At 71.3% G+C, this 12,273-nt stretch carries 10 protein-coding genes; 2 read left to right on the plus strand and 8 right to left on the minus strand.

What is annotated here, in order from left to right; translation table 11 throughout:
* Nucleotides 1-25 precede the first annotated feature (25 nt).
* A complete protein-coding gene (locus tag ETD86_RS07680; RefSeq protein WP_170222936.1) occupies nt 26-1,270 on the plus strand; it encodes an MFS transporter in 1,245 nt (414 codons plus the stop codon).
* Here the strand turns inward: ETD86_RS07680 and ETD86_RS07685 are convergent.
* Genes ETD86_RS07685 through ETD86_RS07695 form a run of 3 tightly spaced genes read right to left on the minus strand, consistent with a single transcriptional unit; the run spans nt 1,230 to nt 4,652 of the window.
* Nucleotides 1,230-2,102: a carbohydrate kinase family protein gene (locus tag ETD86_RS07685; protein WP_138665405.1), complete on the minus strand. Its 873-nt coding sequence runs from the start codon at nt 2,100-2,102 to the stop codon at nt 1,230-1,232. The genes ETD86_RS07680 and ETD86_RS07685 overlap by 41 nt on opposite strands.
* 58 nt (nt 2,103-2,160) lie before the next feature.
* A complete protein-coding gene (locus ETD86_RS07690; protein WP_138665406.1) occupies nt 2,161-3,186 on the minus strand; it encodes a LacI family DNA-binding transcriptional regulator in 1,026 nt (341 codons plus the stop codon).
* A complete protein-coding gene (locus ETD86_RS07695; protein WP_138665407.1) occupies nt 3,183-4,652 on the minus strand; it encodes a glycoside hydrolase family 13 protein in 1,470 nt (489 codons plus the stop codon). Before ETD86_RS07695 ends, ETD86_RS07690 begins: the two co-directional genes overlap by 4 nt.
* Before the next feature lie 228 nt (nt 4,653-4,880).
* Here ETD86_RS07695 and ETD86_RS07700 point away from each other — a divergent pair, with 228 nt between their 5' ends.
* Nucleotides 4,881-6,164 (plus strand): ABC transporter ATP-binding protein, encoded by a 1,284-nt coding sequence (locus ETD86_RS07700; RefSeq protein ID WP_138665408.1) that lies wholly within the window; start codon nt 4,881-4,883, stop codon nt 6,162-6,164.
* Between the two features lie 54 nt (nt 6,165-6,218).
* Here the strand turns inward: ETD86_RS07700 and ETD86_RS07705 are convergent, their stop codons facing one another.
* From ETD86_RS07705 to ETD86_RS56785, 5 genes are all read right to left on the minus strand, one after another.
* Complete coding sequence (locus ETD86_RS07705; protein ID WP_138665409.1) at nt 6,219-7,394, minus strand: cysteine--tRNA ligase; 1,176 nt, start codon at nt 7,392-7,394, stop codon at nt 6,219-6,221.
* 425 nt (nt 7,395-7,819) lie between these two features.
* Nucleotides 7,820-9,109, minus strand: a complete 1,290-nt coding sequence (locus tag ETD86_RS07710) for an acyltransferase family protein (RefSeq protein ID WP_246147753.1) — start codon at nt 9,107-9,109, stop codon at nt 7,820-7,822.
* 28 nt (nt 9,110-9,137) lie between these two features.
* Complete coding sequence (locus ETD86_RS07715; RefSeq protein WP_211369889.1) at nt 9,138-10,832, minus strand: transposase; 1,695 nt, start codon at nt 10,830-10,832, stop codon at nt 9,138-9,140.
* A gap of 296 nt (nt 10,833-11,128) precedes the next feature.
* Nucleotides 11,129-12,115 carry a cation diffusion facilitator family transporter gene (locus tag ETD86_RS07720; RefSeq protein WP_246147755.1) on the minus strand — a complete coding sequence of 329 codons (987 nt, stop codon included), beginning with the start codon at nt 12,113-12,115 and terminating at the stop codon, nt 11,129-11,131.
* A complete protein-coding gene (locus ETD86_RS56785) occupies nt 12,112-12,267 on the minus strand; it encodes a hypothetical protein (protein ID WP_211369890.1) in 156 nt (51 codons plus the stop codon). The genes ETD86_RS07720 and ETD86_RS56785 overlap by 4 nt, the downstream gene beginning before the upstream one ends.
* Between the last annotated feature and the right edge of the window lie 6 nt (nt 12,268-12,273).

The following is a 12,273-nucleotide window of genomic DNA, read 5'->3' on the forward strand; positions in this document are numbered from 1 at the left end:
GAAAACTTGGCCGGGGGCATCGCGCGTGAGGCGTTCATTCATCACCTTGCTGGCCGCCAACGCACTCTCCGTCACCGGGACCATGCTTTCCCTGCTGGCCGTGCCGTGGTTCGTGCTGGAGAGCACGGGAAGCGCCGCGCTCACGGGGGTGGCGGCGTTCTCCACCACGTTCCCCATCGTCGTGTCCGCCGCGTTCGGCGGGACGCTGGTGGACCGGCTGGGGTTCCGGGGCGCGAGCGTGCTGTCCGATCTGGCCGGCGGGCTCGTGGTGCTGGCCATGCCGGTGCTGACGTGGACGGACGGGTTGTCGTATCCGGCGCTGCTGGGGCTGCTCTTCGTGCGCTGGCTGCTGGCCACTCCCGGGGAGACGGCACGCAAGGCCATGGTCCCCGAGCTGGCGGCGCTCGGAGACGTGCGGCTCGAGCGGGCGGTGGCGGCGTACGACGGCGTCTACCGGGGGGCGGCCATGGTGGGCGCGCCACTCGCCGGCGTGCTGATCGCCTGGCTCGGAGCCGGGGCGCTGCTCGTCGTCGACGGAGTGACGTTCCTGCTGTCGGCGGTCCTGATCGGCGGGATCCCGCGGCTGGAAGGCGGCGTGTCCGAGCGTGGCGGCTATCTGCGCGATCTGCGCGACGGGCTGGCGTTTCTCTGGCGGGACCGGCTGCAGCTGAGCGGCACCACGATGCTCGTCGTGGTCAACATGCTGGACACCGGCGTGACGCAGGTGCTGCTGGCGCTGTACGCCAGGGACGTGGCGCACGATCCCCGGGCGTTCGGCCTGCTCGCCGGCGCGGTCGGGGCGGGCGCGCTGGCCGGGACCGTCGGCTACGGCGCCGTCGGCGAGCGATTACCCCGGAGGCTGACCTACGGGCTGTGCTTTCTCCTCGCCGGAGTGCCGCGCGTCCTGGTGCTGGCCCTCGGCGCGCCGTTCCCCGTCGCCCTCGGTGTGACCGTGCTCTCCGGCTTCGCGGCGGGGGCGATCAACCCCATTCTCGGCATGCTCCAGTACGACCGGATCCCCGCGCCTCTCCGGGCCCGGGTGATCGGGACCATGACGGCCGCCGCGTACGCGGGCATGCCGGCGGGCGGGCTCCTCGCCGGCACGCTCACGGAGCTGACCGGGCTCACGGCGACCCTCTACGCGTTCGCCGCCGTCTACCTGCTGGCGTCGCTCCCGCCGTTCGCCTGCCGGGCCTGGCGGGAGCTGGATCGCGACGACCCGGCCGGCGTCACGCGGCGGCGGCCCGGCTCAGCAGGAGAGACTCGCTGATCGGAGACTCGTGGGTGCCGGCCACCGTGCAGGCGTGTGCCCCGGCGATCGCGCCCAGCCTGACGCACTCCTCCAGCGGCCGGCCCCGCAGCGACCCGTACAGGAAGCCGGACACGAACGCGTCCCCCGCGCCGTTGCTGTCGGCCACCGGCCCGGGCAGCGGCGCGGCCGGGAAGGCGCGCACGCCCGAGTCGCGGGTCAGCACGAGGCACCCGTCGGCGCCCCGCGTGCAGACGACCGTGTGGGCGCGGCCGTGCGCCAGGATGCCGCGCATCGTGGCGGCCGGGTCCCGCAGCGCGACGGCCGACAGGAACACCAGGTCGGACCGGTAGGCGAAGTCCTTCTGGTAGTCGTTGACGCCGTCCCAGTCGTGCAGGTCCGTGGAGATCGGCACGCCCTCCAGCTCGGGATAGACGTGGCGGCAGAAGTCCATGATCGACACGTGCACGTGCCTGGCCCGGACCTCCGCGTACGACTCCCTGGGCAGGCGTTCGCCGGGCGTCACCTTGGCGTCGTAGAAGGAGGTGCGGCGGCCGTCGGGGCCCACGAGCAGCACGCTCCTGCGCGTGCCCGCCTTGGCCGGACCCCATGAGCAGTCGAGGTCGCGCAGCGCGTGCCGGATCAGCGTGCCCTGCGGGTCGTCCCCGATCAGGTCGGCGAAAGCGACGTCCAGCCCGAGCGCATGGCAGCCGAGCGCCACCCCGGCGCCGGTGTTGCCGATCCGGTCGACGACCGGTGGCACCTGATAGGTGTCCCGGTACGGCAACGGCAGCTCAGGCACGTACACCGTGGTATCGACCCCGGCGCCGCCGAGGACCAAGATGTCCCGCACGTGTTCATGGCCTCCACTCCGTGAAGGCGGGTCGGTCGCCAGACACCGCCGCACTCCCTCACCGGTTGACAAGCGGGCCCGAGCCGGTGGAGCCGCGGACCACCAGCTCCGGCTGGAACATCAGCTCGACGTGCTTGGCGGGCGCGCCGTTGACCTCTTCGAGCAGCGTCTGCACGGCGGCCGAAGCCATGGCGCCGATCGGCTTGCGTACCGTGGTCAGCGGCGGATCGGTGAACGCGATCAGCGGCGAGTCGTCGAACCCGACCACGGACACCTCCCCCGGCACCGCCAGCCCCTTCTCCCTGCAGGCGCGGATCGCGCCGAGGGCCATCAGGTCGCTGGCGCACACGATGCCGGTGCAGCCACGGGTGAGCAGCTGGGCGGCGGCGGCCTGACCGCCCTCGACCGAGAACAGCGAGTGCGCGATCAGGTCGTCCACGTCGGCCGCGCCGAGCAGCTGCGCCATGGCCTGCTTGAAGCCCTCGATCTTCCTGATCACCGGCACGAACCTGCGCGGCCCCAGTGCCAGCCCGACGCGCTCGTGGCCGAGGTCGACGAGGTGCTGCACGGACAGCCGCACGGCCATGCGGTCGTCGGGCGAGATGAAGGGCGCGTCGATGTGCTCGCTGTAGCCGTCGACCAGCACGATCGGCAGCCCGCGGTCGATCAGGCGGGTGTAGCGGTCCATCCGCGCGGTCGTGTCGGCGTGCAGCCCGGACACGAACACGATGCCGCTCACTCCGCGGTCCACGAGCAGCTCGGTGAACTCGTCCTCGGGCGCGCCACCGGGCAGCTGGGTGCACAGCACGGGCGTGTAGCCGTGCTGGGTCAGCGCCTTCTCGATGGCCTGCGCGAACGCCGGGAAGATCGGGTTGTCCAGCTCGGGCGTCACCAGGCCGACCAGCCCGTTGCTGCGCTGCCGCAGCCGTGGCGGGCGCTCGTAGCCCATGAGGTCGAGCGCGGCCATCACCGCCTGGCGGGTGCCGGCGGAGACCCCGGGTTTGCCGTTGAGCACCCGGCTGACCGTGGCCTCACTCACCCCGGCCTGGGCGGCGATGTCGGCAAGGCGAGCGTGACCATTCATGCTCGACACTTTACTTTCAACCAGGCCGCGGAATTCGCTGCTCCAGGCTCATCCGAGGCCAGCAGCAACTCTCCTTCCAGGCCGAAGTCCACAGGTGTTTCCGTGAAATTGACGGCGCACACCAGCTCGCCGCGGGAGAACACCAGCGTGCCCCGGGGGGAGTCGTGCCAGATCAGCTCCCCTTCGAAGGAACGTCGCAGCCGCAGCGCCGCCCGGTACAGCTCCAACGTCGAGCCCGGGACGCCGTCCTGTGCCTCCACGCTCAGCTCCGCCCAGTCGGCCGGGATCGGCAACCACGGGTCCGCCCAGCCTGACTCACGTGTCCACGGCAGCGGCACCCGGCAGCCGTCGCGGCCGCTGTCGGGGTCGCGCAGCCGCTGCGGGTCCCGGCACACCTCGGGCGGCAGGTCGAGCACCTCGGGCAGGCCCAGCTCCTCGCCCTGGTAGACGTACGCCGAGCCGGGCAGCGCGAGCGTCAGCAGCGCGGCCGCCCGGGCCCTGGCCAGGCTGCCGTAACGGGTGACGTGCCGCTTGACGTCGTGGTTCGACAACACCCAGGTGGTCGGCGCACCCACGGACGCGGCCGTGGCCAGCGAGGAGTCGATCACCGCGCGGAGCTCGGCGGCGTCCCACGGCGCGAACAGGTAGTGGAAGTTGAACGCCTGGTGCAGCTCGTCCGGGCGGACGTACCTGGCCAGCCGCTCGGGCGTCGGCGCCCACGCCTCGGCCACGCCGATCCGCTCGCCGGGATAGGAGTCGAGCACGCGGCGCCAGGCCCGGTGGATCTCGTGCACGCCGTCGTTGTCGAAGAACGGCACCGGCTCCCTGCCGACCATTCTGGCCTGGTTGCCCTTGCCGATGTCGGGCAGTCCGGCCGGCTTGACCATGCCGTGCGCCACGTCCACCCGGAAGCCGTCCACGCCCAGGTCGAGCCAGAACCGCAGGATCGACTCGAACTCGCCGCGCACCTCCTCGTTGTCCCAGTTGAGATCCGGCTGGGCGGGGTCGAACAGGTGCAGATACCACTGCCCGTCCGCGACCTGCGTCCAGGCCGGACCGCCGAAGATCGACTCCCAGTCGTTCGGCTGGTCACGGAAGATGTAACGATCACGCTTCTCGCCGCGCAACGCCTCCTGGAACCACGGGTGGGCGGCGGAGGTATGGTTCGGGACGATGTCCACGATCACGCGCAGCCGGTGCTGGTGTGCCTCGTCGATGAGCGCCTTGGCGTCGGCCAGGGTGCCGAACATCGGGTCGACGTCACGGTAGTCGGCCACGTCATAGCCGAAGTCGGCCATCGGCGAGCGGTAGAAGGGCGTCAGCCAGACGGCGTCCACCCCCAGCCCGGCCAGGTACGGCAGGCGATCGCGAATACCGATCAGGTCGCCGACCCCGTCGCCGTCGCCGTCGGCGAAACTGCGCACGTACACCTGGTAGATCACGGCGTCCCGCCACCATGCGGTCATGGTCACCCCCGACTGTTTCGACTATGAAAGCGGTTTCCGCAACTTTACGCAACTCCTTCCATCAACCACCAATACGGAAATTTCGGCGTACGGATGCCCAAAACCCCCGTCCGAAAATGCCTAGAAGCAGATTCTTTATGTCAAGGGTGGACATGCGGCGTTAAGGCGCGATGTACTACCTCTTCAATCAGCCCCGTCACAGGTGACACGCGCGCAAGGTGTGGGCCCATGAGCTCGGTCGTTCTCGACAAAGTGACCAAGGTGTATCCGGGCGGCTACCTCGCAGTCGACCGGCTCAGCCTGCGGGCCGAAGACGGCGAGTTCCTCGTCCTCCTCGGCCCTTCCGGCTGCGGCAAGTCCACTTTGCTGCGCATGATCGCGGGCCTGGAGGAGATCACCCAGGGGGACCTCTGGCTGGACGGAGAGCTCGCCAACCACCTGGCGCCGCGCGACCGCGACGTCGCCATGGTGTTCCAGAACGGCGCCCTGTACCCGCACCGGACGGTGCGCGGGAACATCGCCTTCCCCTTGGAGATCGCCAAGTCGGACCCGGCGATGGTGCGTGATCGGGTCACGGAGCTGTCGAAGGCGTTGCACATCGACGAGACGCTCGATCGCCGCCCGGGCACGCTCTCCGGCGGTCAGCGTCAGCGGGTCGCGATGGGGCGGGCGATCGTGCGCCAGCCCAAGTTGTTCCTCATGGACGAGCCACTGTCGAACCTCGACGCCGGCATGCGCACCGAGCTGCGCATGGAGATCTCCGCGCTGGTCAGGTCGCTCGGCGTCACCACCATCTACGTGACGCACGACCAGGTGGAGGCGCTCACGCTGGCCGACAGGATCGCCATTCTGAATCGCGGCGTCCTGCAGGACGTGGGCACTCCGGCCCAGATTTACAACGATCCAGCCACGGCGTTCGTGGCGGCGTTCCTCAACTCGCAGCAGTTGAACCTGTTGGCGGCCACGGTAAGGACGCCGCAGAACCAGTACGTGATGCTCGACTTCGGCCCGCACCGGCTGACGCTGCCCTGGAGCGATCCGCGCGCGTACGCCATCTCGCAGCACACCGGTGGCCACGTGCTGGTGGGGCTGCGGCCTGACGGGCTGGCGCCGGTGCCGGAGACGTACGAGGGGCCGGCGTTCTTCGGGCGGGTGCGGGCGCTGGAGTACCACGGGCACGAGTGGCTGGCGTACTTGGAGTGCGGCATGCCCGCCGTTCCGGTGCCCGAGCCGCCGGACCCCAGAGAGCGGGTCAACGGCGACAAGAACGGCTCGGGCAAGCTGTCCGGGCTGGTGCGGCGGCTGTTCTCGGCCCCGCAGGAGGAGCATCAGGAGCAGGAGCGGGTGGGCCAGAACCCGAACAGCGGCGTCCACCGCCGCACCGATCTGATCGTCCGCCTGGGCAACCGGCCGGTCTGGCGCGCCGGCGACGCCGCCAAGGTCGCCGTGGACCTCTCCCGCATCATGATCTTCACCCCGGACGGGGCCCGCATCGACCCGCCCCGCCGCTAGCCCCCGGACGGGGCCCGCATCGACCCGCCCCGCCGCCAGCTCCACCGGCGCGCCCTACGGAGCTGGGGACCAGCGAGGTCCGTCCGGCGTGTCCTCCACCACGACACCGCCCGCCAGCATCGCCTCTCGCAGCGCGTCCGCCACGTCGTACCGCCCCTCGTCCCGCAGCCGCGTGCGGAGCCCCAGGAGCGGCTCCACGTGGGAGCGCAGACGGGCCGTCGAGGCGAGCTCGCCGAGGCGGGCGATGAGCAGCCGCATCAGCTCCCTCGCCTGGTCCACCCCGCCGGCGTCCTCCTCGGTGTCGGCCGCCCACTTGACGAGCTCGGCCTCGAGGTGGAGCACGGTCTGCGCGGCCGCGACCATGTCCGGCCGGGCCGCGGCCGCCTTGAACCGCTCCTCACAGGACCGGATCGTCTCCTCCAGCGTGACCTCGGCAGGAGCGGCCTGCGCGGCGGCGACGGGCGGCGGCGCGGAGCCGCCCGCGCGACCCTCGGCCAGGCGGCGCAGCTCAGCCAGGTCGGTACGGGTGCCGGCCGGCAACACCACCGCCGAGCCCGGCCGCCGCACGGTCACCCCGCCCCGGCCCGCCACCAGCACCGTCTCGCTCTCCAGGTCGATGACGACCGCCGTGTGCTCGTCGAGCCCCAGGACCGCGGTGCCGGCCGGCAGCTCCCGCTCCATGCGGGACAGCCGGCGCTCGCCCAGGTAGCAGTAGCGGGTGTCGTGGGTGCCGCCCTCGGCGTTGTCGAAGTGCGGGATGAGCACGGCCCGCAGCCCGAGCGGCTCCAGCAGGCCGAGGCCCTCGCGCCAGTGGGGCTCCGCACCCACCTTGTAGATCTCGTAGACCGGCACGGTGGCCAGCCCCGCCGTGCAGGCCGCCGCCGAGGCCAGCACGGTCACGCCCTGACGTGCGCGAACGCGGGCCCGCAGGTCGCCGGCCACCCCCGACTGCGCCCACCGGTCCAGCGCGTACGTGGGGCTGCCCGGGCCGGAGAACACCCAGTCGGCGCCGGCGATCCCGGAGCCCACCTCGACATCCAGGCCGACGCTGCGGGCGAAGTATCGGCAGGCGCGGGCGGAGATGTCGGCGCGGTTTTCCTGGAAGGCGTAGGGAGTGTCGAGCAGCACGGCCCGCGCTCCGGCGCGCAGGGTCCGCGCCGCGGCGCGGTGGATCTCGACCATGGTCGGGCTCGTCTCGCCCGACCCCATCAGCACCAGCAAACCGGGCATGGCTGTCGGCCTCTCTTTCGCACGCCATCGACTACAGCCGGCTCGCCGCGCTGTTCAAGACCAGGGGGAGATATGCGCCATGAACGCAGTTGCATATAGTTGGCAGTAAGTTGTTGGCGGTGACGGGGAGACACGTGGTCTCGGTTGAGACGCTCATGCTACGGGTGGGCACCGACAATCGCTGGTCGTACCGGCATGCCATGACCAGGCCGAGACGCGGCGAGAGCCCGGACGAGGCCGCGCGGCGCCTCAGCGGCGTGCCGGCCGCCGATCCGGGCACCGTGCTGCATTCCACCAGCTGGCGGCACGAGCCCGACGGCCGGATCGTGCTGACCTACGCCGTCTGCCCTGATCCGTCGCCCTGGCTGCCCGCGATCGAGGTGCCCGTGCTGGAGATCGCCCGCGGCGGGGCGCCCGCCACACCGTCACCTGACCACGTCGCCCTGGCCAACGTGGTCGCGCACGCCGTCAGGCACCTGGCCTTCCTGATGGCCGAGGACCCCGTCGTGGCCCGGGTCCTGTCCCGCCACCCCCGGATCGGTGCGGCGCTGGAGCCCGCCGGCGTCCCGGCCTGAGATGCGGCGGCCAAGCGCCTGCCCGGGCCGTTCGATGAAGCGGTAGGCCAGCGCGCTCACGCCCAGCACCACGGCCAAGGCCAGCGCCGCCATGCCCGCCTGGTACGGCAGGTCCGCCTGCCGAAGGTCGCCGGTGATCGCCACGAAGTACTTCAGCAGCGGATGGTGCACCAGGTAGAGCGAGTAGCTGACCAGTCCGAGCCAGACGAGCATCCTGGGCAGCCGCCGCCCGCGCAGTGCCATCCCGCCCGCGAACGTGGCCCCGGCCAGCACGATCGTGGTGAGCCACACGTCCGGCTGCACCCACCACCAGCCGCTCTCGATGGCCCAGAGCGGCGCGATCGCGACCAGCGCCGTCGTGACCGCCACCGGCCACAACCGCCCCGTGCCGCGTTCCCATCGGTGGATCGCCGTGCCCGCGAACATGACCGCCAGCACCGCCGTCCCCAGCCACGGCACCCGGCTGCTCAGCAGCAGCGCCGCCAGCGCCATCAGGCCGAGCACACAGGCCGCGGGTTTCCGGGCCCGGCCCCACATCACGCAGGCCACTCCGGCCGCGAACACCCCGGCCGACACGTATGCCGGCCACCCGCCCACGAACACGGCGCCCGACGCCACCAGCCCCACGACCACCGCGGCGGCCGCGAACCCCATGGACAACTCCCCGCTACGGTGCTGCGCCCCCGTCAGGAACAGCGCGGTGACCAGCAGATAGAACACCATCTCGTACGAGAGCGTCCACATCGTGTCGGCCACGCCGCCCACGTTCACGACGTCGAGCAGCATGGTCGCGTGCGCCGCCACCGCACTGCCGTCGCGCGGCACCTCCGCGCGCACCGGCACCCACCACGCCAGGGCCAGCACCAGGGCGATCACGCTCAGGTAGAGCGGGTAGAGGCGGAAGATCCGGCTGATCCAGAAGGCTCGCACGTCGCCGTGCCGCTCCAGCGACGTGGGGATGATGTAGCCGCTGACCAGGAAGAACACCAGGATGCCGTAGACGCCCAGATTGAACCAGTACGGCCTGAGGGCCGGGAGGAACCAAGGGAGCAGGTGCTCGGCCACGACGGCGAGCGCGCCAATGCCACGCAGAGCGTCCAGCCAGGCAAGCCTGGTGCTGGGAGACGAAGGTGCGGACACCCGCACCAACCTACCGTTTCTAGGGGCGTTAGCCGACATGGGCCGCATCGCCATAAACCGGGCCTGGGTTGGGTCCGGGTGCACCCCGAACGGTCTTGGGTGCGGGGAGCGGCGTGAGCTGGTCGCCTGGGCTCCGACAGGTCTTGCCGCCTTCGGGGGGCGTGCCTGCGGTCCTTTGCGGGCTCGCGGTCCCGTGCGCCGGCGGGCGGGATGCGGTCTGGCCGGTAGCTCTCCGCGCCGCCATCCTCTGGTGGCGGGCGGTCACACCTGGCCGACGCCGGATCCCGTGTCCGAAGGCGCGTCGTGCGATCGCCACCGCGGCACCATGATGCCGGGTGACCATGTTCTCGGTGTTCTGCTGGGTGTTCTGTTTGGTCTGTTGCTGGAGCGGGCGCTGCCAGTGCTGGGCACCCCAGCGGGAGGTGTAGGCCGGATCGACGGCGACCACGAGCAGGCCGCGGTGGTAGGCCATGCCGCGCAGCCGTTCGCGAAAGCGTGCGGTGGGGATGCCGGCGACGGTGCGGCGGAAGGTCTTGCCCCGCTTGCCGCGTCCCATGGTTTCTCGGCCGGTGGCGCGGGCGTCGGCGAAGCCCAGGTTCTCGATCGCGATCCCGGCGCAGTGGTGCTGGTGGGCGAGGTGGATCAGCTCGCTGATCGCCTGCCGCAGCCGCCCGTCGCGCTGGGAGGCGGGGCCGGTCAGCACGGTCGGGATCGTGATGGGCTGGCCGATCGGGTTGCCGCAGGCGTCGACGACGCAGGCGGCCAGGTGGTCGGCGTTGAGGTCCACGCTCAGCAGTCGTGCCCCGGAGGCGGCCAGTTGGTCCGGGCATGGCAAGGCCGGGGCGTCGGTCGACCAGGAGGCGTCCAGATACCAGCGATCCCGGTCCGGGTCGTGAGTGATGTCGTAGCGCACCGCCCGGTTGGCCTGCACACGGTCCAGCCAATCCTCCCGGCGGTGGTGAAAACGCACCATGCCGGCCAGCCGGTAACGCCCCCGGGGGACGTTGGCCAGGTGCCGCAGCGGCTCCGGCAGCACGATCGTCACCGAGTCGTCGCCGGGGTCGACGGTGATGGTGTAGTTCCCGAACGGCGCTCCCGTCTCTCCGTCGGCGGTCAGGAACATCCGCCGCGCCTCCCACGGTCGGCGCCACTGCTGCTCGGAGAGCTCGGCGTCGGTGAGGTGGTGCCGGGCCTTGGCCAGCCGGCGGCCGCCGGCCGCGATCGCCGGCCGGCCTTTGTCGATGCGGTCTTCCACCCGTGTCAGCCGGGCGGTGAGCACCTGCAGCCGACGTTGCTTGTGCCAGCGCTCCTCCTGATCGGCGTACCCGCGGATCCGGCCTTCGCGGTCGCCACACACCACCGGCAGCCGTTTGCTGATCATGGCGATGGCGCGGCGCAGACCGGCCCGTTCGTCGTGCAGGCAACGCAGCGCCAACTGGTACTGATCCTCTGAGGTGCGGGTCATCGCCCCGGCCCACCGCGACGAGGACACCGCGGTCAGCCGCTTCTTCCGCTCCGCCCGCCGATTCCGCGCCGCCTTGACGTCGCCAATGCGAATACGCTCGGCCAGATCAACACAGGCATGGCTGCCAAGATGACGACCGACCGCGGTCAGGACCTCGACATCACGCTCGGACAGGCGCAGCCGATCCCGAATCCGCGCCCCCGCGGGCGCGGCGACGGTGAACGGCGCCACGATTGTCCGCAGCCGTTTGCCGGCCATCTAACGCCCGCTCATCCGTCACACCTTCGCCGAGTCGCGCGCCGGTCAGACGACAATGGGATCAGCAGGTGCCGGTCAGCAGCGACCCGGTACGCCTGCATGACCGACCTCCGTCCCAGACCTTTACATTCAGTGATCGATAGACTACAGATATTCAGCAAGGCCGGATAGAACATGTGAGCGAAACTTGGAGTGCCAGCCCTGGGGCCGCGTCACCGGCCCCACATGTCGGCAACACGAAAGGGCTGGCCAACGATCTACTCCGAGGGCACGGGGCTGGGCCGGCGGGGACGCGGTCAGGTGGTGCGGTGGGTGGAGAGCGTGGCGTGGTGGTCGGCGCCGGCCGGACCGTGCGGGTCCGTGTGGACGGTGGCCGCGCGCAGGCGGGGTAGCTCATGGATCAGCCGGTGCTCGGCCTCCACCGCCACCGCGTGGGCGTCCACGACGGACATGTCGTGATCGACGAGAATCTCCACCTCGGCGTGGAGCGCGTGCCCGATCCAGCGCAGCCGTACGGACCCGACCTGCTGGACGCCCTCCACCCCGGCGATGATGTGTTCGGCGGCGTCCACGAGCGCGGGATCCACGGCGTCCATGAGCCGGTGGTAGATCTCGCGGGCGGCGTCGCGCAGGACGAAGCAGATGGCGGCGGTGATCAGCAGGCCGACGATCGGGTCGGCGATCGGGAAGCCGAGCCCGGCGCCGCCCGCGCCCAGGAGGACGGCCAATGAGGTGAACCCGTCGGTCCTGGCGTGCAGGCCGTCGGCGACGAGTGCGGCCGAGCCGATCTCCCGCCCCACTTTGATGCGGTACCTGGCCACCCATTCGTTGCCGAGGAAGCCCACCACCCCCGCGGCCGCGACCCACCAGACCGCCTGGATGTCCTGAGGATCCATGAGCCGCTTGATCGCCTCGTACCCGGCCAATCCCGCGGAGACGGCGATGAGCAGGACGATGACGATGCCCGCGAGGTCCTCCGCCCGGCCGTACCCGTAGGTGAAGCGGCGGGTGGCGGCGCGGCGGCCGACGGAGAACGCGATGGCCAGCGGTACGGCGGTGAGCGCGTCGGCGAAGTTGTGCAGGGTGTCGCCGAGCAGCGCGACCGAGCCGGACACCACGACGATCACGGCTTGCACGGCGGCGGTGGCCATCAGGACGGCGAACGAGATGGCCAGCACGCGCATGCCCCGGCTGCTGGATTCGAGAGCGGCGTCGGTCTTGTCGGCGCTGTCGTGGCTGTGCGGCGCGACGGCATGCGCCACCCGTCCCAGCGCCGCCTTCACCCCACGCCGCCGTCCCGGCGCCTCCGCCCCGCCTTCGTGCCCGTGCCCATGCCCATGCCCGTGCCCGTGCCCGTGCCCGTGCCCGTGCCCGTGCCCGTGCCCATGCCCGTGCCCATGCCCATGAGCCTGCCCATGAGCCTGCCCGTCCGCATGGGCGT

Source organism: Nonomuraea turkmeniaca (assembly GCF_005889735.1).
Lineage (GTDB): Bacteria > Actinomycetota > Actinomycetes > Streptosporangiales > Streptosporangiaceae > Nonomuraea > Nonomuraea turkmeniaca.

Bases quoted from the DNA above. Each gene is read 5' to 3' on its own strand.
- ETD86_RS07690 (WP_138665406.1), bottom strand. From the start codon at position 3,186: ATGAATGGTCACGCTCGCCTTGCCGACATCGCCGCCCAGGCCGGGGTG.
- ETD86_RS07695 (WP_138665407.1), bottom strand. From the start codon at position 4,652: ATGACCGCATGGTGGCGGGACGCCGTGATCTACCAGGTGTACGTGCGC.
- ETD86_RS07700 (WP_138665408.1), top strand. From the start codon at position 4,881: ATGAGCTCGGTCGTTCTCGACAAAGTGACCAAGGTGTATCCGGGCGGC.
- ETD86_RS07705 (WP_138665409.1), bottom strand. From the start codon at position 7,394: ATGCCCGGTTTGCTGGTGCTGATGGGGTCGGGCGAGACGAGCCCGACC.
- ETD86_RS07715 (WP_211369889.1), bottom strand. From the start codon at position 10,832: ATGGCCGGCAAACGGCTGCGGACAATCGTGGCGCCGTTCACCGTCGCC.
- ETD86_RS56785 (WP_211369890.1), bottom strand. From the start codon at position 12,267: ATGCGGACGGGCAGGCTCATGGGCAGGCTCATGGGCATGGGCACGGGC.